Origin of the sequence: Desulforhopalus singaporensis (assembly GCF_900104445.1) — a bacterium.
Classification (GTDB): domain Bacteria; phylum Desulfobacterota; class Desulfobulbia; order Desulfobulbales; family Desulfocapsaceae; genus Desulforhopalus_A; species Desulforhopalus_A singaporensis.
This window is the reverse complement of record NZ_FNJI01000019.1, coordinates 1-24,849: the sequence shown is the minus strand read 5'-3', so window position 1 is coordinate 24,849 and position 24,849 is coordinate 1. Positions and strand designations below refer to the sequence as shown.

The following is a 24,849-nucleotide window of genomic DNA, read 5'->3' as shown; positions in this document are numbered from 1 at the left end:
TATGACCCGGTCATCACACAAGTTACCTTTGTTGTTCCATCTACTGTGCTGGACTCTATTTTCTCTTGGCATACTCTCGCTGCCAATGGATGGTACTGCCCGGACCGATGCGCTGCCAGCCAGGGTACGGGTGGTTTTGACGCGGATTGCGCCTCTCATGGAGGAGCAGAATTACCAGGGCGCCGCGACAATGATTACCGACCTCCAGTCCAGGTCAACTCCGCCCGATGGTGGTGCGATGTCCCGCTCGGTCTACCGTCACCCCGAGCTCTATTTCGTGCTCGGGAACTGTTATCTCCTACAGGGGCTTTACCCGGAAGCAATTCAGGCGTATCGCACAACCCTTGCCGGTGCTCCCTCCCACGTTTACGGATGGCTCAATCTGGCAAAGGCGTACTACGAAGAGCAGGACTTTCTTAAGGCGGGAGACTGTTTTAAACAGGGGTATGAAAACTCGAAGGTGAAAGATCCGGAAACGCTCTATTACAGTGCAGCCTCCTTTCTCATGGGGGAACAGTATCAGCTTGCCAATGATGAGTTTGGGCAGCTGCAGCAAAATCATGCCGAAAACTTCAGGCCAGAGTGGAAAGAATATTATGTTCACTCCCTTCTTGCCGCCGACCGGCCAGAAGAGGCCGTCTTGGTCATCCGTGAACTCATAGATCTCTACAATGGCGAAAAGCGGCTGCAGTGGCAGGAAATTCTGCTGCACCACTACATGCAGTTTCAGGACAGCAAAGCGGCTCTTGAATATATCGGAGAATTGACCCAGGAAAGTCCGTTGGTTGCAAAATGGTGGAAAGCGGCGGCCCATATCGAACTCGAATTGAATAGCTACGAAAACGCTCTCGCCGCACTTATTGTTTACAGCTTCTTATCTCCGCTTGATACGGATGAACAACAGCTTCTCGCCGATCTTTTCCTGCAGGTCGGCATTCCGGCAAAAGCCGCACCTTTATACACCAGCCATCTGCAGGACTCCGGCAATCCAGAAATTCTCTACCGGCTTGCCCTTGCTTACGATCAGTTGGGACAGCCGGACAAATCTTTACAGCTCCTGGGTAAAAACAAAATCACAGAAAAAAATTTCGACCTCTTGATGCTTCAGGGAGAGCTTTTTTACCGATTACACCAATACCGGGAAGCCCGCATCAGGTTCACCAGGGCCGCAGGATGTGACAAGGGTAAAAGCGGTAAGGCATTGCTTATGGCAGGTTATGCAGCTTTGCAGCTGGAGGATTTTGCCGAAGGCAGAAAATTGCTGGTAAGAGCCGCTCAATTTAAAACGGAGAAACGCGCTGCTGCCAAAGCTCTTGCGCAACTGGAAAAGGCCGCCATGGCCTGGACCAACAGTACGGACAAGAACTTGTAGCCCGCCGTATCGCTGAAAAAATTCGTTTGACTGTGGTGCGTCAAGAACAGAACAAGATTTCAGCCAAGCTGTTTTGAAAAAATCTGTGCACATAGGTCAGAAGAGAACTCTTAACAAAAGAGTGCAATACGCAAGAACATTTCGTTCAGAACCAGAGGAACAAAGATGAAAAGAGAAAAGCAGTTGTCAATACGATCCGCCCTCATTTCCATGGTGCTCACGCCATTGGTCGCCTTACCCGCTGCCGCCGCAAAACAGCAGGCTGTCGATGATATGGTAGTAACTGCCAGCAGGACCGAAAAGCGGGCTATCGATGTACCGATCACCACCGAGATCATAACCCGCGATATGATTGAACTATCAGGATCCGTGGATATCGGCGACCTGATAGGTAAATACATTCCCGGTCATTACCATAAATATCCAGGCATTCTCAGTCCTGTCGGCTTACGCGGATTCAGGAGCGATTCCCACGGTTCCGATCTTGCCGGTTACGTCCTCCTGCTCATCGACGGACACCGGATCGGGACCGGCAATGCGGCAAAAATAAACATGGACAGGATTGAACGGGTCGAGGTAATCAAAGGCCCTTCGTCGGCACTGTACGGTTCCGCGGCCATGGGCGGCGTAATCAATCTCATCACAAAAAAGGGTGACGGTGAGCTGCAAGCAGCAATTTCAGGTGATTACGGAAGCTTTGATTATTACAAGACCCAGCTTTCCGGCGGCGGCGAGATAAACGACAACCTTCGTTTTTTCACTGCGGTGAGCATTGAGAGCAGCGGCGATTACGATGCGCCGACCTACGGGACAATCCACAACTCAGAAGTTGACAAGCAGAACATAGGCGGCAACTTCCTCTACACTTTTGCCGAAGGCCACGAACTGCGCATTGGCGGTAATTATTCCAAGCTGGAAAGCGAATCGCCGTCCTGGCTGAACGGAACCTATTCCACCTACGATCCTTCGTCTGAGCAGAACAATGACAAGTCTACAGGATACGGAGATCTGGAATATAACGGTGTTTTTTTCGAGGGGCAGCTCCACTGGAAAGGTGTATTTTACTATCTCTGGGATAAAAACCACTGGAGATGGGGGGCAGCCGATCCCGATTCCGACCAGACGAAATACATCGACGAGACGCTCGGTACCGATCACCAGGTGTCCTGGCAGTTGAACGAATGGAACAGGCTGCTCATGGGCTTCACGCTCGAGACAATGGAGAAGGAATCCTCCGCAATCTCCAGCTACCAGCCTTCCGTGCCCTATACCCCCGGGCTCGACTATGACAACCAGGCTCTCTTTGTCCAGGATTCGCTCGATTTTCTTGACAAACGGATAAACATTATCGCTGCGGCACGTTATGACCGCTTCGATGTCAGTGCCAAGCAGGCGGAAACCGGAACCTATACCGAATTCACCGAGAGAAGTGAAGATTATGATCATGTCTCTCCAAAAATCGGGGCGGGAATTAAATTTTTTGACGAGATGCTCCGTCTGCGGGCAAATCTGGGAGAGGGGTTCAAATCACCGACCGCAGATCAACTCGCAGCTGATTATGTTCACAGCTCCACAGGAATCCACTATCTGGGAAATCCCGACCTTGAACCGGAAACGAGCCTGACCTGGGGGACAGGTTTCGACGTCTATCTCGATACCCTGACCGTCAATGTCGACTATTACAATACCGATTATAAAGACAAGATCGTCTCTGCATTCAGTGTTGTCGATGGTGTCAACACCATAAGCTACGAGAATCGAGGCGAAGCCGTTATCAGGGGTGTCGACGTCAGCCTTGAATGGGCCATAGGACAGACTTTACAGCTGCCTCTGGAATTTTCCCTGTCAAGCAATATGAGTTTTGTCGTCGACAAGAATGACAAGGAAACTGACGTTGATCTTCTCTATATTTCCGATTACGAGGTCAAGTCCGGCCTGAGTGCGGGATATGGCGGACTTACCACCCAGCTCAATCATGTGCTGGTCGGGCCGCAGATGATCACTAATTACGACACCTACATGGTCGAGGAGAAAGACAGCTTTGATTACTGGGATCTTTCCTTGCGCTACCAGTTCGATAATGGTTGGGAAGTTCGCGGCAGCGTTTTCAACCTTTTCGACCAGGAGGTCGAATGGGTTCGCGGCAATCTCATGGCAGAACGCAGTTTTCGGGTTGGTCTGACCTATAACTTCTGAACCTTATCACGGCCACCCTCGGCATGGACCGAAAATTCTCCGGACTCCGGGGTTGGCCGCCCAGGGATCGTAACATGTACATAAAACATATCGCAACCGGCCAGTGGCCGTTCAGACGTGTCATAAGAGGTGGGGCAATGGCATTGCCTCTGTTTTTTCTCTTGATGATCATGCCTGGTTTTTTACCTGCAGAAGAGGCGGCTTCCATTGCAATTCTGGAAGTTGATGTCAACAGCTATCAAGTCCATCAAGCCTTGCGGCAGATTGATTTGCCGGCTTCCATTGAAACCCGCTTCTTTACCCTGGGCGACCTGCAGGAAACCCAGGATGCCAAAACCTATATTGAACGATGCGGAGTTGTTTTTGTCAACGTGATGATGCCGGAACTGGTGTCCTATATGACTGACGAAGGATTGCTGGCAGGACGAACGGTGTACGCCCTCAATCAGGCCACTGACCCGGAACAGCTAAAGACAAAGGGATTTATTTTTGATCCTGAAGTCATGGCTTATTATCATAACCTGAGCGTCGCCAATCTGGTCAGCATGGTTCGAATGGGAATCAATCGTCATATCGATTCCACGGTAACCTTTGGTGAGCTCGAAAAACTGCCGGAGATCTGCCTGCATCACCCTGAAGCCCCGAAAAATTTTCCGCAACTGAAAAATTACAGAGACTGGTATACAGGACGCACCGGCTACAATCCTGAGAAGCCGTGGGTCGGAATCCTGTTTTACGGTTCAACCCTGAAAGAGGGACAGATCGAGGCAGCGGATGCGCTCACTGCCAGACTTGAGACTGCGGGTTTTAACGTCCTGCCCTGTTTTGGGCCGCTGCAGATGGTGCTTCCGCGTTTTCTCAAGCCCTCTTCAGGCAAGAGTCCCGTGGACATGATCCTCGCCTTCACCATGAAGTTTTCCTCCGGCATAAACGACGATATCAAACAAGCCCTTACTGAAATTAATGTACCGATCTTCAATGTAATCCGTCCCTTTGGGGAGACAACGGAGCAGTGGCGTAAAAGCGAGGTTGGACTAGGCCCTATGGAAACGGTCTGGGCCGTATCGACTCCCGAATTCTCCGGGGCTGTGGAACCAACTGTTTTGATCGGCAAAAAGGAAATTATTGATGCTGACACCGGCCGGCGACTGTACATCTACGAACCAGTGGACGAAACAATAGACCTGCTTATCTCCCGCTTGCAGAATTGGGCGGTGCTGCAGCAAAAGGACAACGCCCGGAAGAAAATTGCCATTATCTATTACAATCACAGCCAGGGGAAGCAGAATATTGCCGCGGCCTACCTCAATGTCTTCCGCAGCCTCCAGGTCATCCTCGACCGGATGAGACAGGAAGGTTATGCAGTCGACAGTTTTGCAGATCTTTCCGAGAAAAAGCTCCAGGACATGATCCTTGCTAGCGGACGCAATATCGGTTCCTGGGCTCCCGGTGAACTGGATGTCCTGCTTGCTTCCGGCGGCGTAGAAACCGTATCGCTTACTGAATACAAACAATGGTTTGCCAGTCTGCCCGAGCAGTTCAGACGGCCGGTGCTCGAACAGTGGGGAGAGCCGGAAGACTGTGCCATTATGACAAAAGACGGACGGTTTGTTTTTCCCATGGTCAAGCTGGGCAACATTGTCTTGCTGCCGGAGCCCGCCCGAGGATGGAGTGACGATCCCCTGAAGCTTTACCACGACACCACCCTGTATCCGCACCATCAGTATATCGCCGCCTATCTCTGGCTAAGTAAAAAGTTCAAGGCCGACGCCATGGTTCACCTGGGCACCCATGCAACCTATGAGTGGCTGCCGGGCAAACAGGCAGGGCTGGCACCATGGGATCCACCGGAAATCATGACAGGATCCATCCCTAATATCTATCCCTATATCGTGGATGATGTGGGGGAAGGCATCGAGGCAAAACGAAGGGGGCGCGCGGTCATATTGGACCACCTTACGCCACCGATGAAGGAGGCCGACCTCTACAATGAATACAGGGAGATACAGGAGCTTCACGAGCAGTATGAAATGGCTCTTGCAAACGGCAGTGAAACCGCCGGTGAATATGCAAAGCGAATACGGCAGCTGGCCGAACAGACAGGCATCGCTTCGGACCTTGGCCTGGACGAAGTAGATGAAGAGGCAATGGAGAAAATCCATCTCTATCTCCATGAAATAGATACCAACTCACTGCCGTACGGTCTGCATACCTACGGCAAACCGTACGATGCCGAGGCGGCCAACGGAACAATCGAACTGATCAGAAAACAGAATCCGGACAACGACGAATTGCAGGTGCGGCGTGATCTGGAGGCCTCGCCTGTTCGGGAGATGGACAATTTTATCCGTGCCCTTAACGGAGAATATGTGCCGGCAGGAGAAGGCAACGATCCTCTGCGCAACCTGGCTGCAATCCCGACCGGAAAAAATTTCTACGGTTTTTCCCCGGCCAAAGTACCCTCCAAAGCTGCCTGGGAGATCGGCAAGCGGGCGGCGGAAAAAATGATTGCGGAAAAGCTGGAGAAGGAAGGCAGATATCCGAACAAAGTCGGAATCGTGCTGTGGGCCACGGAAACTACCAGAAATGAGGGCGTCAATGAGAGCACGATCCTGCATCTGATAGGTGTAGAGCCGGTCTGGGACGCTACGGAAAGGGTGACGGGGTGTCGTGTCATTTCTCGCCGTGAGCTTGGCCGGCCCCGCATCGATGTATTGATCAATCCATCCGGACTGTATCGGGATATGTTTCCCAACAAGCTTGTCTTTCTCGACGAGGCGGTCCAGAAAGCGATGGTGCAAAACGATATCGATAATTTCCTGGCGAAAAACAAGCAGGCTATCAAAAAATCACTGCTCCAGGCCGGGTTGAGCGAAGATATGGCCGAGCAACAGTCACGCTTCCGCATCTTTACAGAAGAGCCGGGATCCTACGGCAATGGTGTTGCCGAGATGGCTGGCGCCTCCGGCCTGTGGGACACTGACAAATCCATCAGCGATATCTACCTCAACCGCACACAGTTTGCTGTGGGTCAGGGTAAATGGGCGGTGCCTGTGAAAAAGGCTTTTGCCGAAAACCTGCGTGGAATTGATATTGCCGTGCACTCGCGATCGAGCAACGTAATCGGCATTATCGATACCGATGACTTCTTCATGTACCTTGGCGGCATGTCGCTCGCGGTGAAAAACATCAGGGGTGAAACACCCGACACCATGGTTACCCTGCATCGCAAAAAGGACGAACTGCAGGTCGAGGACGTCACCAAGACCATCGGCCGGGAGATGCGAACCCGTTATCTGAATCCGCAATGGATCGAAGGAATGAAAAAAGATAACTATGGGGGAGCGCGACAGATGGCTGATTTTGCCGAGAATCTATGGGGTTGGCAGGTGACCGTACGTGACGCGGTCGGTGCCGACAAATGGCGGCAGGTGTTCGAGGTCTATGTCGAGGACAAATACGGCATGGAGCTTAAGGAGTTTTTCAACGAACATAGCCCCTGGGCCTATCAGTCGTTGACGGCACGTATGCTTGAAACGGTACGCAAAGGGTATTGGCATCCGGATGAAAAAGTAACCAAGAAACTAGCTGCTGAATACGCGGTCAGTGTCGTCGAAAAGGGCGTGGCCTGCTGCGATCATACCTGCAATAACCCGATGCTGAACCAGATGGTCGTCAACCTCATTTCCCTCCCCGGAGTTTTATCTCCGGAAATGGTGGAGCAGTTCAAACTTGCCATAGAGAAAATGGGCAAAAAAAGTCTTGAAGAACAGGCCGAAACGAGAAAAGAGCTGCTGTCGCAACTCAATTCCGCGCCTGGACAACAAAAACGCGAGAACGAACCGACACAGCAGGAAAAGATTGATGCCGACAAACAAGTTGAGGGATCCGAAGATCTCCAGCCGGTCGAAGGCTACAAAATGGAAGACATCAACCGTGAGGATGAGACCACGGACCTCAGTTCATCGGGAATCCAGTGGATGGCGTCAGTTTTTATCCTGCTGCTGATTGTCCTCTTTTATCTTGGCTCACGAAAGAGGCGCTGAAAAGCGCGGTTTGCAAATTCACTAAAACAAGGAAAGAAAAATGGTGTTGAAAAGTCTCATTCTGGGGGTGCTCTTCAGTGTAGGCATTTTTGCCGTCAAGAGTGGTGTCGGACTCTCTTACTGTTTTGCAGGAAGTGCACGGACGCGTTCGAAAATAGGAGCGTGCAGTCTGTTTGTCATGACGTATCTGGCGGTATTTGCCAGTGCCGTTCTGGTATTGCAACATGTTGACCTGGTCCGTCACCTGGACCTTATACAGCGATGGCTGCGGTCCGGTATGCTGGGGCACCTGGTTATTGCTGCCTTGATGATTGGCTGGGGGCTTCTGCTGCTGACCAAAAATGACGGCAGCATCGGCAAAAGCCGCGGCTGGCTGATTCTGGCAATGCCGTGCCCAGTATGCCTCACTGTCATCCTGCTGTCAGCTGCGGTTTTGCTTTCATATTTCCCGGAACACCTCTACCTGACCGCAGCTCTGTTCTACCTGGCATTCATGGCAATCAGCCTGCTTACGCCGGTTGCTGTTCACCTGCTGCGCAAAAGATCACCGATGGAGCCCGACGGTTTTCTCGGCAGCACCATGCTGCTGATGGCCGCCTATTTCCTGCTTTCGGCGATCATCATGCCGCAGTTCGGCGATTTAGACAAGATTTATAGGATGGCCTGTTACCGCAGCGACACCCTGTCCGCAGATGTTGCAGGCGCAGTCAACGTGACGCTGCTTACCGCCGCTGCCTTCCTGGCAGGCTACAGTCTTACCATAAAGAGAATAAGGAGTTATCAATGATTAACCTTGGTGCAATACTCAAATCATTCATTTACCTGATATCATCATCCCTGCTCTATCCGGTGCTGTTTCTGCTGGTGATACTGACACTGGTGGTCATCCTTTATGCCGGTTCTTTTTTTGCGGAATGGGTCGAACGACTCAGATTGCAGAAGTGTTCGCCCCAGGAGCTGCCGCAGCTGTTGCAAGGCGGCCGGAAAACTCCCTCTGTTTCCCATCGGGTCAATAAATACATCGATGCACTCAATACAATTGCAAAGACAGACACCGCGAGGGAAGCTGCTGTCGAGAATCTTCTGCAGACCTCAACCTGGACATTATGGAAAGGAATGGACAAATTGAGAATTCTCGTGCGGGTGGCCCCTTCACTGGGTCTCGTCGGCACCCTGATTCCCATGGGGACGGGATTGGCCGCACTTGGCCAGGGTGATATGACGAAACTGACAACAGATCTGGTCATTGCATTCACTACTACTGTCGTCGGACTGGCCATAGGCACCTGCTCCTTTTTCTTCTATACCGTGCGACGCCGCTGGATCGAAGAGGACGTTAAAAACATGGAATTGGCAACTGAGCTGCTAACGGCAGAAATTATGAGGGGCAAAGATGAGATATTTGCAGCGCAAAAGAATTAGACAGGCTGGAAAAGCATTTGGAGATCCGGCCTTCAGGGACGACGACCCAATGACCGGGGTTGCAAACCTGTTTGATATAGGCCTGGTATTTATTGTCGGCCTGCTGATGACACTCATGGGTGTTTTTCGCATGCAGGATCTTTTCGATCAGCAATCGAAGCTGACCATCGTCAAACAGCGGGAATCCGGCGAAATGGAGATTCTCGTCAAAGACGGTGCGAAACTGACGGCTACCAAAGTCACTAGAGAAGCCGCAAAAGGAATGGGAAGCAGGCTAGGTGTCGCTTATAGGCTCAAGGACGGATCAATGGTGTATGTTCCGGATGAAAAGCAATGAAGAACGGGAAAAAGATGAAAACGAGAATGATGAAAAATTTACTATTTTTAACTTTTGTGCTGGGGTTCCTGGTCACTGCGGTCGGTCACGCCGAACAGATTGAGATTGTCGACGACTCAGGTACAACGTTTCACTTCGATTGCGCACCGAAACGAGTCGTGTCTCTGGTTCCTTCAGCTACGGAAATAATCTTTGCCATCGGGGCAGGCGACTCTGTTGCGGGTATCACTCACCACAGCTCATTTCTGCCGGGTGCCGCTGGAAAAATTATAGTTGGTGGTTTCTTTCGTCCCTCTGTAACAAGAATCCAACAGCTGCTACCTGATCTGGTCATTGTTTCGAAAATCCATGAAAACCTTATGCCGCTATTGACCAAGCAGGCGCAGGTGCTGGTTGTTGATACCAGCTGCATGGAAGATGCTTTTAGCCATATCAGGCTGATGGGTAAACTCTTTCACCGCGCAGAAGCGGCGGAAAAACTCGTAGCGGACAACAAGGAGTTGCTCTCGCTGATCGCTGATAAAATCGCAAAAATTCCGCCGGCAAAAAGAAAACGAGTGATGCGCCTCATGGGCCGAAAGAAAATCATGACGCCCGGCAACGACTCGTTTCAAAATGAAATGATCCGGGCTGCGGGCGGGCTCCCGCCTGATTTTGGGATGGGGGGCCAGATTATCTCCGTGACACAGGATCAATTCGTCGGATTCAATCCACAATTTATCTATGGATGCGGCCACGATCTCAATGCTGGCGGGTCTGTGCTTCAGCAGGACGGATGGAAATCGGTCGAGGCTGTGCAGCTGGGCAATATACACTCCTTTCCCTGTGACCTGACCTGCCGAGCATCGACGCATCTGGGCTATTTTGTATCCTGGCTTGCATCGCTTATCTATCCTGAGGAATTCGGTAATGTTGTAAACGAGGTGCTGCCTCGAAAAATCGTTCAGAAAAGGGAGCTGGCAGTTGACCTTGACTTTGTTAAAGAGGCGGGTATAGCAACATCGATCGTCCGCGATTTTAAAAACAGGAGTTTGATCGTTGATTTTACATCCCCCAGAACCGTAGTATCAACCCTCGACGGCCAACGTGATAATATTGCAACCGTTGGCAATCACTATTCCCCGCCGCCCTGTTGGGCTTTAAATCACTCGTCGGGTCTGAAGGAGCTCAGAGACGAGATTTTACCGGTGCTCGGTAAAGATTCCAAGACCTCTGCTTTTTTGTTCACCGGAGCCGACATGGACAACCTTGCGGTAGTAAAAGAGACGTTCAAGGATATGACCGTTTACGGGCTGGTTACCGCCGGGGTACGCGGCAATGCTGTAAGAATGGCCAAAGATGTGGGTAATTATTATGAACCGGGTACAATAAACATGATCTTTCTCTCCAATATGCATCTCACCCCGAGAGCGATGACTCGCGCTATTATTTCGGCGACGGAGGGAAAAACAGCCGCTCTCCAGGATCTCGACATCCGCAGCAGCTACCAGTCGCTTACCAGCAGTGCGACAGGCACCGGTACGGACAATATAATCGTCGTACAAGGCAACGGCCCTGTCATAGACAATGCCGGCGGTCACTCCAAGATGGGGGAACTGATCGCCCGGACAGCATATGCAGGAGTCAAGGAGGCGATAGGCAAGCAAAACGGTATTACGGACGGTCGCGATATTTTCGAGCGGTTAGCAGACAGACACCTGAGCGTACAACAACTGGTGAACAAAGCCCGCGGGATTGCCCCGGAAAAGAGAAAGCAAGTTGCCTATCAGGTCGAACAACTGTTTCTTAACCCGGTTTATTCCGGGTTTATTGAGGCGGCAATGGCTATGAGTGACGGAGTTGAGCAGCGAACCATAGGCGATCTTCACCTCTTTGGTTCCTGGTGTCTCGAGATTGCACGCCGGATTGCGGGGAAACAGATTGGGGAACCCGGGTCGTATTTTGCAAGAGAATCTATGCCGAGGGTAATGATTATGGCGTTTAATGCAATATTCTCGGGAGTAATGAATAAATCTGATTTTTCCAGTGAGGCTAATCAATGAACCAGGGGCAGTTTCTGAAAAAATGCACATTTGCTGCGGTCTGCTTGCTCCTGATACCGCTTATTTCCGATGCAATAGGCGCTCAGCACTCCTTGCATGGTGCTCAAACGGAGGTTATGGAAACGGTGGTTGTCACCGCCGAGAGAATCAACGAATACGCGGGGCTGCATCCCGGCCAAGTTGAGGTGATGGGGCTGGAGGATATTCAACAGCGCAACATCCTCAGCGTGGAGGAAGTGTTAAATAACATGGCCGGAGTGGACGTCCAGAAAAGCTCGGGAACCGGCTCCCGGATATCGATTCGCGGCTCGGCCAAAGGAGGCGGCGCACTACTTGTTCTTATCAACGGCAGACCAATGAATTCCAGCCAGTATGGTGGGGTAGAGTTATCGACGATACCTATCGATATAGTCGAAACGATTACTGTATTCAAGCCTCCTGTCCCTGTCTGGCTTGGCCCGGGAGGGAGTGACGGCGCCATCTGTATTGTCACCAGGAACTCTGCAACAGGGTGGGACGAAACAAAAAAAAGCGTTACCAGGATTCGTGGAGCGGCCGGATCGTACGGCCGCGTTGAATCAGGTGTGAGTCAGCGGATACAGAACGAGCAAGGTGCGACAATGATTGTTGCTGAAGGGATGCACCGGGACGGCAAACAGATTAACAGCGACGGGAACTCTGGAAGTCTTGCCGCCAACTGGGACAAACAGCTGGGTGATGGCATGCCGACGGTGGAGTTCGGGATTCGATACTATGGTTCGAGATACGGGTCACCAGGACCTGTAGACAATCCGACCCCTGACGCCCGGCAGTCATACCGGAAAGCTTCGGTTGACGGACGGATGAAAGGATTCCGTGGAGATGGAGGGGAATACTCCTACTCTCTTTATGGTGACTATATCGACCTGGAAGATGACAGTCAGTCAGGGATGATTTCAACTCTGGAAAATACAAAGGCAGGTTTTAAAGCCGAAAATTCCTGGATGAGTGATGATTGGAATCTCAGAATCAATGGTATCGTGGAAAGAGAAGATGTCGATCATACCCTGTCCGGCCAACATCACCGGCTGACTGGAGGACTGGGAGCGCAGACAGACCGGATATTGGATGACTTGGTTATGACAATGGGACTCCGGGGAGATTACACCACTGATTTCGATATTAACCCGGGAGCTTCATGGGGGCTGAACTATGAGATGGCGGACAGATGGACGGTCAAATTAGGCGCTGGTTACAGCGTAAATATTCCAACTTTCGGACAGCTGTATCAACCCAGTCATGGAAGCATTGACCAGGCAAGGGGAAATCCGGATCTGGAAGAGGAAAATATCTGGTCTTTCGATACCGCGATCAAATATCAGCAGGATAAATCGCGTCAATTGCAGTTATCTTTTTTCCGCTCTGATACCAAAGATTCAATTGTTTACCAACGTGGGGAAGACCTTATATACCGGCCGCTCAATGCGAATCGTTCGTGGCGTCATGGAGTGGAGGTGACGGCGAAATATGAAACAGAACTCGGCATTACCGCGGATGCTGATATTATCATCCAGGATTCCGAGATTGAAGATACGGATAAGGAACTTCCCTATACACCGAGAATCAAAGTAAAACTCACTCTGTTTTATGTTTTGGAGGGACTGGGGACCAAGCTTGAGACGACGCTACGCTATCGTTCAAAGCAATATAGTGAAGCTGAAAATATTGAAGCCCAAAATATCGACGACTATGTAACTACAGACCTGAAGGCGACGCAGCCGTTTGCCATAAAGTCTGTCGCCGTGGAGTGGTTTGTAACTATTCAGAATCTTTTCGATGTCGATTACCATATTCACTACGGCTATCCGGATGACGGCTTTCGTCTTCTTACCGGGCTGAATATGACCTTCTAAATCTGGATACCTAGAAGATTGCCGAGTAATTGTCTGCATTACAGATATAAAACTTAATAAATTGTAAAGGATAAAAAATGCATCAACATGGATACATCGGAAGGAAGATGCGATTGCCGCAACTTAAAGAGAAACCCGCTATTATTATCGCCACTTTTGGCAGTTCCAACCGGGGCGGAGCTGCGCTGGAAATTTTCCGAGACAAGCTGCAAGAGGTGTTTGGGGATTATGAACATTTCTGGGCATATACCTCGGAAATAATACGTAAAAAAAAAGGTCTGCCAAGCCTTCAGGAAATCCTGGCAAAAGTAGAAGCAAACGGTTACCGGAAAGCAATCATTCAGCCGCTGCATATTTTCCCTGGTACCGAATATCAGCAACTGATTGAGACAAGCTACTATTTTCCAGGGCTGCGCACCATCGTCAGCGAGACCCTTTGTCACCGCTGGCATTTTGTCAGGCAGATACTCGATGTGGTGGCGGGTGAGTTTCTGCCTCCTGACAAGGGTCTGAATCTGCTGGCTCTGCATGGAACGCCTCTGGTTGCGGACCCTGTAAACTCAGCCTATCTTGGCCTGGAGCGTACTGCCATTGATCTGTATCCAAACGTGCTGGTCGCTTCCATCGATGGTGTTCCCGACCATGAAAGTGTTTTCAACAGGATCGACACATTGCAACTGAACAGAAAATATCCGCGGATAAAAATTATTCCGGTGATGTATTTTGCAGGGCTGCATGTGAAAAAAGATCTCATGGGTGAAACGGGAAGTTGGAGGGAGACTCTCGAAAATCAGGGCTTTACTGTGGAATGTCCAGAGGTGAGCTACAGAGATGAACGCTATTTCAAAGGACTCGCTTTCTATCCGGAGTGCATAGATTTTTTTGCTGAACGTATCTCCAGATCGTTAACGCTTGCAGCATATTATTAAATGCAACTGTTCCTGTCTCGTAAGATAATACCCAACAAGGATCAATGAATTCCGGCAAACTGCCCGGATAAACAACCAGGCAGGTATGCGCAAGAAACGATATACCAAACACCAGACATTTAAGATCCTCAAACCAATTCGAGGGCGGTAGCCAAGCAAGAGTTGGGCAGGTTAAAAAATAAGGATACCAGCGTGCTATTTTATAGAGAAGAGACGGGGCATTACCATACCGCTGTTTCTATGCATGATTTTTAAAAATAAAGTCTCCTGCTGGGGGAAAACAATCTTACCGAGTCAGAAAGGCCGTGTCAAAACCACTCGCCAAATCTATCTATTTCTATTCAATATCTCCGGGATGTTGCACGGTAACACTACAGATTTTTGTGCTGCTGTTGCCACTTGGGTCAAAAGCCTCTACAGTCCAGGAGATATTGTTGCCGACACCTCCTGTGTCGACTATCCTGATGATACCACCTTCGACCTCAACTACACAGCTCCCCGTTTTATCAATTCTTTTTTGCTTTTTTGTAAAATTATAACAGTCGAAATTACTGATAGTTACGCTCGTAGTATCACAACTATCTATCGCAGTAGCGTTGAATGAAATCGGCACACTTGGAGGTGCTATTGCAGCACTATTGCAAAAAATTTCAGGAGGTGTCGTGTCAACCACCGACACCGTAGTATTGCAACTGGCAGTGTTGAGATATGCATCGGTTGCCGTATAGGTGACAAGAGTGTCCCCCAGAGGATAACTCGCTGCTCCAGGGTGATCTACCGAAACCGCAGAACAGGTATCTGTTGCGGTTGCGTCTTTTAAGTCAACCAGTGCCTGTCTGGAATGGGTACACTCTTGCGTAATTGGTGCAGGGCAGGTAATCTCTGGAGGAGTACAATCATCAAGATACACGTGAGCATTGCACGTTGCTGTGGCACCATTCTGATCATCCACAGCCAGGGTGACATCGTGCTCACCTAAAGAATAGGGCCCCGGTGGCGATTGGCTGTAGGCAAGATCATCGCCATCCGGGTCGTACGATCCATAATCGATATCGGCGTAGGCGATACAGGAAACAGGGTCTGCGCACACAGTCTTATTTTCGCATAATGCGACAGGCGGATTATTTATTACAATTTCCATTTTCCCGGTCGCAAAATCGTAATCACCTACAGTATCTACGACAGTAGAACAGGACGCCACTGCAAAAGAGAAAGGGGCTATACTCGCGTCAAGCCCAAAACAATCAGCCGTTCCGGTGAGTGGCGGAGGCCACAGTTGTTGGGAAACATTCCATACCTGTTGCGTTGTATAACCAAAAGGAGGAGAACCGGGAGGTGCACTGACCGATTGGGCCGACACTTCAGCTACACCTTTAAAATCATCATAGCTCAGATACAAACCTGCACATCCCGACAACCCCAGACCAATATCAGTTTCGCCGCCTATACAGTGGGTAAAATAGCAACCAAACTCACCATCTGCGCCATAGACAGGGCCGGATTCAACTGATGTCATCCCGACGAAGGAACTACTAAAATTTGCCCCATAATTAATAGCTCCACCTGCAGTTTTAGCAGCAAAATGAAGAGCGTGTTTGTGAAATCCAAGACATACTTCGTCGGGAAACAATTCCGCTTCGGCTGGAAAACATGTAAAAGCATTTTCATTGACAAGTCCTAAGGTCGCAAAGCACGCCAAGCCATCGGCGCATTGCTTGCCAAAACCTGGATCAACAGGGACGCACTCCTCCCCTACTTGCCTGCATGGCAGCTGACAGTCTTCCTCGCAGGGAAGTGCGCAATCATCACATTCAGTAGCACAATCAGACTTACAGTCCAATTTACAATTATCACAGGGAATCTCGCAATCGCTCTTGCAATCGGCGACACAATTATCGCATTTTAAATCGCAAGCGGCTGTCCGCTCTTCAATACACCCGGCAACTGTACATGAATCACTGAAAGTACATTCAAGGCCACACTCAGCTGCAATACCAAATTTGCATGCTCCCTCCCCGGCACCACAAAAGACCTTACATGTCTCTGATGCAGCAGTACAACCGGCTTTGCAGCTTTTTTCAGCAGAGTCGCACAAATAGCCGCATGTCCCTGAAGCAGCGACACATCCCAGCTTGCAAGCCTCCTCCGCTGGACCGCAGACCCCTCCACAGACTCCTTCAGCAGCAGAACATCCCCAAACGCATGCGTCAATTAAGGCCTGGTTGTTACAGTCATAGTCTGCATATGAAAACCCAACCTTTATACCGAAAATAATCGTCATTACAATACAGAGACACATCTTTGCCTGTTGAGCACTCATAGCAAAATCCTTTTTTTAGAATTTTTCTGTCCGCCCCTGACAAATGCTTTTCGTTAAAAGATGTTTTCTGTGCTCTTTCTATGCCGCGATTACAAAAGCACAGTTATGACACTGTTAGTTTCATTCTGCCCTTTTTGGCGTAACACAGTGATAAATGTCCGTTTTAAGAATCGAAATAGTTGAAACCTATCGAGACATAAAATTACGTTTTTTTAAAGATCGACAGTTTTGCTCTTCTGCTTTACGGTGGGTTTGTCTTTGCTACATAAAATTCTATGCGCTATTATTTTATATTGCAAATTTCGCAAATAACAGTGTCACATCGTGACTATCCAGTTATTTTCCCGCAATTGTCAGAGAATCCCATTGAAAGTCGTCAGGTTACCGCTCAATTACGACACAAAGCGTTTTTTCTAAACAAAAATTTCTCAGCTCTGCCGAGAACTGGTCGCAGTAGCGCCTTCGCCCACTACTATTGATCTGTGGCCGCGTGACCGAGACGACCCGGAGGCTCACCCTTTACTGGCCCAATTATCTGCAAATTTCAGGGGAAGAGAACTTTAACGAAGGGCTGGATCGCGGAATCGCCATGATCCGATTACTTGTGCATGGGTTTAAAGCAAATTAATAAGAGGTTAACGTGATCGCCTGGTCACCTCCGTTATCCAACTGGAACAGAACACCGGGCCAGCCGGAGGTGAAACAGAGGTTGGTTGTGCCTGTTTAAGTCGCATCCCAGATCTATATTTCAAGGGAGATCAACCCCTCCCTGAGGGCAAATTTGACAAGATCTGCTAGATTATCAATCTTCAACTTCTCCATAATCTTGCGCCGGTGGGTGGAAACCGTCTTAACGCTTAGAAAAAGACGCGAGGCTATCTGCTCAGAACTCAAACCTTCAGCGATCAGCTGAAGTACCTCTCGTTCTCGCAGTGTCAATATTTCAGCCGGGGAGGTATCGTCTCTGTTTAGGCTTTGCGTGTAATCCTTCATGACAATATGGGCTATTTCCGCGCTCATATAAGACTGACCGGAAATGACCATTTTAATAGCCTTAACCAGTTCATTAAACGCGCAATTTTTCAGCAGGTAGCCCGACACTCCTGCTCTGAGCATTCCCTGGACATACCTTTTGTCAGAATACATGGAGAGGGTGATAACCTTTATGTCTGGATATAACGCGACAATCTGGCGCGTCGCATCAATCCCGTTAAGATTGGGCATGGAGATATCCATCACCACAACATCCGGTTCCAGTTTCCGGGTCAGCTTAACCGCGTCCCGCCCGTTGTCGGCTTCGCCGACAATCTTCAGGTCGGGTTGTTTTTCTATCAAAGCACACAATCCGTCCCGGGTAATCTTGTGATCATCGACAACCAATATTTTTATATCCATATCATTATTTCTCTCTATATCTCTTCCTGACTCCCCCTGAAGCTCAGTAAACAGACTGGTTTATTTGTCGACATAGCCGCAGATCCTGTCTGCAGGCTTCGGGGAGGTTTTTTAAGTCAATGTCCACTGAGTAACAGTGGAGGAGATGTTCGTTATACTATCAGGCCTATAAATAGCCGTCCTATGAAACTGAGGGCCAGGGGGAATCAGGTATATCGTCTTGCCATTTAATCGGCGAGGTTAACGTGACCTGGGTCCCCGAACCGACCCTTGATTCAATCTCAAGATAACCTCCTAGATTGCCAAGACGCTCCTTTATACTGAACAACCCAAATCCCAGGCTTCTGGTCACGTTCAAATTTACCGCCGATGTGTCAAATCCAACCCCGTCATCAGCCACGCTCACTATTAAATCGTCTGCATCCCTGACCATGGATACCGTCACGGTTCTGGCCTTAGCGTGTTTTATGGTATTAAAAAGCAATTCCCGGATAGCTCTAAAAATCAGCACCCTGAAACCGGAATCCATACACCTGTGTCCAAACTGAAGATTACGTTGAAATTCAATCTCAACCCCGTGCTGTTCCCGAGTCTGTTCGACCAGCCAGTCAACACCTGCTTCAAGACCAAAATCGTAGAGAATAGGAGGACTGATTTCAAAGGTTAACGTTCGTGTATCCTGTATTATTTGAGATATTAATGAGTTGGTTTCTTCAATAATCTTTTTATACCCCGGCGCCAAAGCCTTTCCATCCAATACCGAGAGTTTCATCGAGGCGTTGGCGAGGGCGTGTCCGATTCGTTCATGCAGTTCCAAAGAGATCTGCCGCCGTTCCCTTTCCTCGGCAAGCAGCAGTTCATTAGACAGGGACCGAAGTTTCTCCTGGTAGTTGAGAAGTTCAAATTCAGCATTTTTTCGTTCGGTAATGCCTATGGCAAAAACCGTTAGACCAATGATAGAGCCATCTGTCGTAAAGATAGGGTTGAAAAACATCTCATAGTAAACCCGCGTCCCCTGGCTGACGGATTCTCTGATCAACGTCAGTTGTTCGCCATGCAATACTCTGTCAAAAACAATTTTCGCATGCTCCAGATAGTCGTCATCGATTGAGTCGAGCATACACATGGTGTTTTCGATGAAAATGTTGTATTTGGTTTTTATTTCATTTCTGTGGTTGTTATTGAAAGCGGTATATCTGTAGCCAGTATCCAGGGAAAAGATAATGATATTAGCCGGGCTTTCAATAACAGAATGCAGCAGTGAATGCGACTTCCTGAGCACCTCCAGCTGGAGTTCCTGTTTGGTATGAGAATTTTTCAACTCCAGTGCCATTTTATTGAACTGCTCAGCGAGTTCCTGGATTTCATCGTCTGTCTTGATTTCAATTCTACAATCGAACATGCCCTTGGCGATCTGTTGAGCTCCCAGGGTCAGCGTTTTAACGGGATTGAGAACCCGGTTGAGTGCCCAGAACACACAGAACAATATGAACAGGATAAGGACGCAGATGGTTTTGAGGAACCAAAGGCCATACTTCCTCATGGGGCCGACGATAACGTCCCAGTTTTCCTGGGTGACGACTCCCCAGTTTGTTCCAGGCACCTGGGCAAACCCGCATATGATGTTACTTCCGGACAGGTCTTTGCTGTAGGTAGCGCCGTTGCTCTTGCGCATCACCATTTTCACTGGGAAATGGTCTGCCAGACTGTTGCCTACCAGGGAGTTCTCACGATGATGAACCACCGAGCCATAGCCGTCCACAAGATATGCATATCCGGTATGTCCGGACTTGATTTCAAGGACTTTGGCAAACTCAGTTTCAAGAATAGAATATTTAAGCATAGCCCTGCCCGCCAGGACGCCTTCCAAGTTACTGTTTTTGTCGATAACCGGAACTGTTAACAGTAGAATTTTATCGCCGGTCCGGGAATCTTCGACAATGTTGGAGATAGCGGGCCGAAGAGTTGCTTTCACCCTGGCAAAGGTTTCCCTGTCCGGAAAGGGTTCTTTCTGACGAGCGATATAATGCGGATAAGAAAAAAGCACCGCACCGTCTTTTCCATAAATCGCGATGCCGGCGTCAAAGAGCAGATAGTATTTTTTCAGTTCTTCAAGCTGAGTTTCTATAAATGCGGGTTCATCGGTAGAGGTATTTATCCGGGCAGCAGTCAACTGAAGGTTCTTAAAATATTGATTGAGACTTTCCGAGAGCCTGTGTGCGGTGATCCTTGCAAGTTCCTTGTCCCGCTGCAAGACCAGATTCCGGGTCTCCTTTTCATATAAAACGAACAGGACTATGCCCAGGAAACAAATGGCAACAATAGACAGTAAAGAGAGAATAAACGTTTTGGTCTGAAGAGTTCTCTTTCGCTTGGCTGATGCAAACATATCTATATTATTTCAACGATAGACAAATTAAGACCGCACCTGGCCAGGCGACATTGCATGAAATCACTCATCGACTCCACCTGCCGTATCTGTGACGCTTTCAATTAACTAGAATGTGGTCTTTGTGGCGTACGACTTCATAGAAGTTTTGCTTTCCGGTTCCTTAATATCGCATGCCGACTCGGGAGGGTTGAGAAGTTGGTGACTCCAGGCACAATCATTCGCTTACCGCCATGATATAGTAGGAAAGAAACTTCTACTCCAGCTCGCGCAGATGTTGCTTGATTTTGCGAAAAGCCCCAGGCGAAACCCAGGGTTTCCATATCTCTTCATAATTTTTCAGAAAATAGGCGGATGTTCTTCTCCATTCTCCCTTGCAATTCTTATCCGTCCACACTTCCAACTCGTTCAATACTGCAATATCAAAATATATTTTCCGCAACATCTCCGCCACATCTGGTGCCTTATTCAAAAAACTCTTATGGACAATTTTATCCACAGGCGCATCTTCATATGCACATCCTTGCACAGAGGGCAGCACGCTTTCATTGTCAATGGCATCACTGATCGAATCCCAGCACTCCTTGCTAAAGGCAGGCTCCTTTAAAATATGCCATTCATACGCATCCATGGGACTTGGTGTCCAGGAATAGCCAAAGACTGGTAGATTTCTTTGTTGAGATCTTATCAAAGCGGATTCCAGCACATAGGTGGATGCTGGTGTTATCACATCAAAATACTTATACAACCCATAAGCTTTCAGTTTAACAATGTTGGTTTTACAGGCACCCCAGCCAAAAATGGCATTATAGAAGACCCCCTTGAAAGGATGTTCCGCATCTGTAAACAACCTCCAGTGCTCTTTCAGGTCATAGACCGTATCAATATGATATTTCTCGGCCACCCATTTGGGGATAATCCAATACTGAGGAGCGCTATTGTATATAGCGCCCAAATTTACAATGTTTCCACGTTCTTTCTGGTTTTTGTACCATTCCCTGTTGTTGAATTGCCACAGTTCCATGATTACATCAATTTGTCCCGACGCTATTTTCTCCTTTCCAACCGGCCCCGAATTATAGAAAGCCTGAACAGGATAACCATACCCCTTGGTGATGATGAATTCAGAAATTGCATTTACTATCCAGATGGATTCCCAGCTGCCTTTATAGAAAACAATAGTCGGCTTATCGGGGCAGCCTGTCAATAACGGCAGAATTATCAACAACAGGAGAATGGTTTTTAATCTGTTCATGGTCAAGACCAACAACCCTTGGATTTATTGGAGCTTCAGCGGGATCTAACATCTCATGATAATGCCAAAAACCGATGTGCATGTCAATCAGCGACAGGGGACAGGCGGATATTCCAAGGGTTCAGTATCACACGCATACGCATGTGATTGTCAGGCATGTTTTTCCCGGACCATCGAGAACAATTTATGCCGAGTATTCAAGACGTTTTATCGGCGGTCCCTGGTGATCAGTGTGACACCAGTTTTGGTTTACAAAAGTTACGATAACAATTCGATCCGGAGAACCCCTTTGTGCAAGCCGATCCTGCCGTACACTTGACCGAGAAAGTTTTACTGGAGTTGGTTCTGGATAGTCAGGTTCTGTTTACTTGTCACTGATACCCCCGGCAGTCCGCCGGGGGCCCAATTTGTTACATTCGTATGTCAATCTAATTATTTGACGAACGGTTCAATTCGATTTCCCGTCTCAATAATGCCAGAGGGATCACTAGCTTTTTTGTTGGTCCAACCTTTGGAAATCCGGAGGCCAATCATATCGTTTGGCATGATTACCATCAAGTTTCCTCCCCACCCTCTCATAAATGGGACAAATACTGTTTTGCCCTCGATACCCTTCGCAGGGGCTCTCCAATATGCCTTCTCATAATACATGTCACCAAAAATGGTTGTTTTATCATACATAGGGAGACCTCTCTTTTCCTGAGAGAGAATAGTCTCTACCGTAGGACCATGTAAGAGCTGCTGGCCATTATGCATTCCTTTATTTTGAATCAGCAGGCCAATTTTTGCCAGGTCGTCCAATGTTGGGAAAAAACCATAAGCAGATAGAGGAGTTCCCTTTTGACCATCTTTCTCATAGGTTCTCTGCAGGGGGGCGTGAAAAATGCCTATTGGCCTAAGCACTTCACTGATCATCATATCCCAGGTATCTGCAGACGGTCCCTCTTTTGTTTTGAGGAAATTATTTAACGCTACGCCCAAAATATACATGGTGCGGTCGCGGTATCGCATTACTTTGCCCGGCCCCCAGGGGTAAGCAGGAACTTTGAAAACTTCGGCCGTTTTTTCAGCAGCACTGCGTGCTTCATACCAAGCGTAATAATCCCCGCCAAAAACGTAGTCAACTGTACTTCCACCCTTGGGGTCTGTGTTGGAATCTGCGCTGTTGGCCATACCTGTAGCCATGTTAATAGCATCCAGAAAAGTGACATTTTCCCAGCCGTCATGGTTGGCAGTCACTTCAACGTAGTCTTTAATCTTGAGATCAAATACCTCGGCACCATATTTTTGAGCGAGTCGTAATAAGGTTAAGGAGGGGACACATGATTTAGTCATGGACCAGACACCATATCGCGGAGGATAAGGAAAATCCCCATAAGCAGTTTGACTTGCCTGTACATACATTACCCCTTTGTAAATAAAAGCGTTTTGTACCAAGTCATTTGGGTCCATTGCTCCGTTGTAGTACTCTAACTTTTCACGACCTACCAACTCTTCAAGTTTTCGCCAGGGAGCTGTTGGTAATTTTGCCACAGACTCCTGTTCAAAAGATTTTTTCAGTTGGTCCAGATTGGCTATCTTCTGTGGGGTATATTGAACAGAAAGCTGTCCCCAGGCAGTAAAATAATCAACCACATAAAAAGGTGATGTCTGCTGCACCAATTGGTAACGAACCTGAGATATCTCTTTGTCATTGAACAGGAAGGTTGCGACGCCGTTATGTGACTCACCTTCGATGGAGTTCATGAGGACAAACGGAAAACTAGCTCGAGACCAATCATTGTCTCCGGGTTCCGACCAGACTTTCCCGGGAGAAATAATTATTTCCCAGAAACTTCCACCTCGTAGGTCCGGATCTGGCACAATTATCTCTCTTGATACAGGAACCAGTGCTCCATTAAGGTCAAACATTGCGATTTTAAACCCCGGAAAAACTTTAGGCTTAAGTCCCCAAATGTTTTCCGACTTAAGCTTATCCGGGCTGGTTTGCATCTCAGTGGCAGTAAACATGAGCTCCCCTTGAAAGCTGTGTTTAGCTGCCAAGCTGTCCTGTGCTGGCAAAAAAGCGACATTGCAAACCGGCTTTTCAGGCTTGAAGTTTTGTTTCAGCAGGTCAGTTGCCACTATTTTGCTTCGCATAATACCGGTATTTTTTACTTTCTGCGGTATTGTGTCTGAGGCCATGGCGCTCGTAACCAGCATGGAAGTGATAAAAGTGAAAAACAGTAACCGAACCAAATCGCGCATACATTTTCCTCCGATTTTTTTTTGGGCTTTAGGGACTTCATAAAATCCCAGATTAATAAAAGCAGGAACTCTGCTCTGTTAACGGCAACAATCTTGACTGCCCCCTTCGCCTGTGGATGCGCCGCACTGCAGATTAAGTACAGGGTTCTCTGCAGTGAATTTGAGGCCAGGAACAGTCATGCAGCAACCACCTTCAGTCGAAACCTTCATAGACCTTGGGTATTGCACACCTATTACCTGATTCTGCTTCAACCTACAGTGACGCTATTTTATGCATATACTATTCTACGGTCTTTGCTCACGTAACTGTTGTGACTGTGTCAGGGATTCCCCCGGTTACGCAGGATCCAGCTTATACATGACGTTTAAAAGGACCCTGATGTTACCAGCACCCCAATTATCCTGGGTCGGTGCCATATTCCGTTCGTATTGAGAGCTATGGAATCAGTATCCTGGATCTGTCCACCCTTAAATTCAGCGTGGATTGCAAAATAATTATACATTTGGATTAATGGCCGGTAAATTGGCGATTTTCTGGTTAACCGCTTCAAAAATTCCGAGTCACAAATATTGGACTGGTCACTCGCGCTATTCAACCATCTAAGGGACTATTTTAGAGCCTCCTCAGAAAATCATCGTCGGTGCCACGCGAGGACGGGCCCGGCGATACCCCGCACGGAGGCTCTCTCCAAAATAGCTGCTATAATCCTGCTGCAAAGCCTAAAAAGTTGAGCAAGCAACGATAGCGTGAGGTTTTTGCCCAATTTCTTGAGCAGAACCATGAGATTCATCACCAAGAAGATACAGTTAATCCATGCTTCAGAGGTTTTCTGGAGTTTCGCTCGAATATAGTTGAGCCGGTATCCGTTTTTCCCCTGGCCAAACTTACCTTCAATTGGGATCCGTTCTCTGCTGTCCCGGATTCGTTGCTCCTTCATTTTACGAATCTTCTCCGCATTCTCAGACGTTTGTTTCGGTGGGCGGCCAAGGGCTTTGCCGCCAAATCT

The 24,849-nt window shown here is 48.6% G+C and carries 15 protein-coding genes; 9 read left to right on the top strand and 6 right to left on the bottom strand.

Annotated elements, in window-relative coordinates; genetic code table 11:
• The first annotated feature begins 1 nt into the window (after position 1).
• The 9 genes from BLQ17_RS13385 to BLQ17_RS13345 all read left to right on the top strand — a co-directional run bounded on the left by BLQ17_RS13385 (position 2) and on the right by BLQ17_RS13345 (position 14,236).
• Positions 2 to 1,372 (top strand): tetratricopeptide repeat protein, encoded by a 1,371-nt coding sequence (locus tag BLQ17_RS13385; RefSeq protein WP_092223669.1) that lies wholly within the window; start codon positions 2 to 4, stop codon positions 1,370 to 1,372.
• 165 nt (positions 1,373 to 1,537) lie between these two features.
• A complete protein-coding gene (locus tag BLQ17_RS13380; protein ID WP_092223667.1) occupies positions 1,538 to 3,568 on the top strand; it encodes a TonB-dependent receptor plug domain-containing protein in 2,031 nt (676 codons plus the stop codon).
• 74 nt (positions 3,569 to 3,642) lie between these two features.
• On the top strand, positions 3,643 to 7,614 hold the full coding sequence (locus BLQ17_RS13375) for a cobaltochelatase subunit CobN (protein ID WP_245695137.1): 3,972 nt from the start codon (positions 3,643 to 3,645) through the stop codon (positions 7,612 to 7,614).
• 40 nt (positions 7,615 to 7,654) lie between these two features.
• The gene (locus BLQ17_RS13370; RefSeq protein ID WP_092223665.1) at positions 7,655 to 8,401 is read left to right on the top strand and encodes a DUF2162 domain-containing protein; all 747 of its coding nucleotides are present in this window, start codon (positions 7,655 to 7,657) and stop codon (positions 8,399 to 8,401) included.
• Positions 8,398 to 9,036: a MotA/TolQ/ExbB proton channel family protein gene (locus BLQ17_RS13365; protein ID WP_245695136.1), complete on the top strand. Its 639-nt coding sequence runs from the start codon at positions 8,398 to 8,400 to the stop codon at positions 9,034 to 9,036. Before BLQ17_RS13370 ends, BLQ17_RS13365 begins: the two co-directional genes overlap by 4 nt.
• Positions 9,008 to 9,373 (top strand): DUF2149 domain-containing protein, encoded by a 366-nt coding sequence (locus BLQ17_RS13360; RefSeq protein ID WP_092223663.1) that lies wholly within the window; start codon positions 9,008 to 9,010, stop codon positions 9,371 to 9,373. Before BLQ17_RS13365 ends, BLQ17_RS13360 begins: the two co-directional genes overlap by 29 nt.
• Complete coding sequence (locus BLQ17_RS13355; protein WP_092223661.1) at positions 9,370 to 11,415, top strand: adenosylcobinamide amidohydrolase; 2,046 nt, start codon at positions 9,370 to 9,372, stop codon at positions 11,413 to 11,415. Before BLQ17_RS13360 ends, BLQ17_RS13355 begins: the two co-directional genes overlap by 4 nt.
• Positions 11,416 to 11,531: 116 nt before the next feature.
• The gene (locus tag BLQ17_RS13350; protein WP_218121786.1) at positions 11,532 to 13,307 is read left to right on the top strand and encodes a TonB-dependent receptor; all 1,776 of its coding nucleotides are present in this window, start codon (positions 11,532 to 11,534) and stop codon (positions 13,305 to 13,307) included.
• Positions 13,308 to 13,414: 107 nt separating this feature from the next.
• Complete coding sequence (locus BLQ17_RS13345) at positions 13,415 to 14,236, top strand: sirohydrochlorin cobaltochelatase (protein WP_245695135.1); 822 nt, start codon at positions 13,415 to 13,417, stop codon at positions 14,234 to 14,236.
• 337 nt (positions 14,237 to 14,573) lie between these two features.
• Here BLQ17_RS13345 and BLQ17_RS13340 read toward each other — a convergent pair whose 3' ends face one another.
• The 6 genes from BLQ17_RS13340 to BLQ17_RS13315 all read right to left on the bottom strand — a co-directional run.
• The gene (locus BLQ17_RS13340; RefSeq protein WP_092223655.1) at positions 14,574 to 16,556 is read right to left on the bottom strand and encodes an HYR domain-containing protein; all 1,983 of its coding nucleotides are present in this window, start codon (positions 16,554 to 16,556) and stop codon (positions 14,574 to 14,576) included.
• Between the two features lie 741 nt (positions 16,557 to 17,297).
• Positions 17,298 to 17,951, bottom strand: a complete 654-nt coding sequence (locus BLQ17_RS13335; RefSeq protein ID WP_092223653.1) for a response regulator — start codon at positions 17,949 to 17,951, stop codon at positions 17,298 to 17,300.
• Positions 17,952 to 18,132: 181 nt separating this feature from the next.
• Positions 18,133 to 20,340: a cache domain-containing protein gene (locus tag BLQ17_RS13330; RefSeq protein ID WP_092223651.1), complete on the bottom strand. Its 2,208-nt coding sequence runs from the start codon at positions 20,338 to 20,340 to the stop codon at positions 18,133 to 18,135.
• 256 nt (positions 20,341 to 20,596) lie between these two features.
• On the bottom strand, positions 20,597 to 21,595 hold the full coding sequence (locus BLQ17_RS13325; RefSeq protein WP_092223649.1) for a glycine betaine ABC transporter substrate-binding protein: 999 nt from the start codon (positions 21,593 to 21,595) through the stop codon (positions 20,597 to 20,599).
• 432 nt (positions 21,596 to 22,027) lie between these two features.
• Positions 22,028 to 23,842: a serine hydrolase domain-containing protein gene (locus BLQ17_RS13320; protein ID WP_092223647.1), complete on the bottom strand. Its 1,815-nt coding sequence runs from the start codon at positions 23,840 to 23,842 to the stop codon at positions 22,028 to 22,030.
• Positions 23,843 to 24,474: 632 nt separating this feature from the next.
• A partial coding sequence (locus BLQ17_RS13315; RefSeq protein WP_143005508.1) for a transposase occupies positions 24,475 to 24,849 on the bottom strand: 375 nt, incomplete at its 5' end.

Coding starts and splice junctions, on each gene's coding strand:
- BLQ17_RS13385 (WP_092223669.1), top strand. CDS start 2: ATGACCCGGTCATCACACAAGTTACCTTTGTTGTTCCATCTACTGTGC.
- BLQ17_RS13380 (WP_092223667.1), top strand. CDS start 1,538: ATGAAAAGAGAAAAGCAGTTGTCAATACGATCCGCCCTCATTTCCATG.
- BLQ17_RS13375 (WP_245695137.1), top strand. CDS start 3,643: ATGTACATAAAACATATCGCAACCGGCCAGTGGCCGTTCAGACGTGTC.
- BLQ17_RS13370 (WP_092223665.1), top strand. CDS start 7,655: ATGGTGTTGAAAAGTCTCATTCTGGGGGTGCTCTTCAGTGTAGGCATT.
- BLQ17_RS13365 (WP_245695136.1), top strand. CDS start 8,398: ATGATTAACCTTGGTGCAATACTCAAATCATTCATTTACCTGATATCA.
- BLQ17_RS13360 (WP_092223663.1), top strand. CDS start 9,008: ATGAGATATTTGCAGCGCAAAAGAATTAGACAGGCTGGAAAAGCATTT.
- BLQ17_RS13355 (WP_092223661.1), top strand. CDS start 9,370: ATGAAGAACGGGAAAAAGATGAAAACGAGAATGATGAAAAATTTACTA.
- BLQ17_RS13350 (WP_218121786.1), top strand. CDS start 11,532: ATGGAAACGGTGGTTGTCACCGCCGAGAGAATCAACGAATACGCGGGG.
- BLQ17_RS13345 (WP_245695135.1), top strand. CDS start 13,415: ATGCGATTGCCGCAACTTAAAGAGAAACCCGCTATTATTATCGCCACT.
- BLQ17_RS13340 (WP_092223655.1), bottom strand. CDS start 16,556: ATGAGTGCTCAACAGGCAAAGATGTGTCTCTGTATTGTAATGACGATT.
- BLQ17_RS13335 (WP_092223653.1), bottom strand. CDS start 17,951: ATGGATATAAAAATATTGGTTGTCGATGATCACAAGATTACCCGGGAC.
- BLQ17_RS13330 (WP_092223651.1), bottom strand. CDS start 20,340: ATGTTTGCATCAGCCAAGCGAAAGAGAACTCTTCAGACCAAAACGTTT.
- BLQ17_RS13325 (WP_092223649.1), bottom strand. CDS start 21,595: ATGAACAGATTAAAAACCATTCTCCTGTTGTTGATAATTCTGCCGTTA.
- BLQ17_RS13320 (WP_092223647.1), bottom strand. CDS start 23,842: ATGCGCGATTTGGTTCGGTTACTGTTTTTCACTTTTATCACTTCCATG.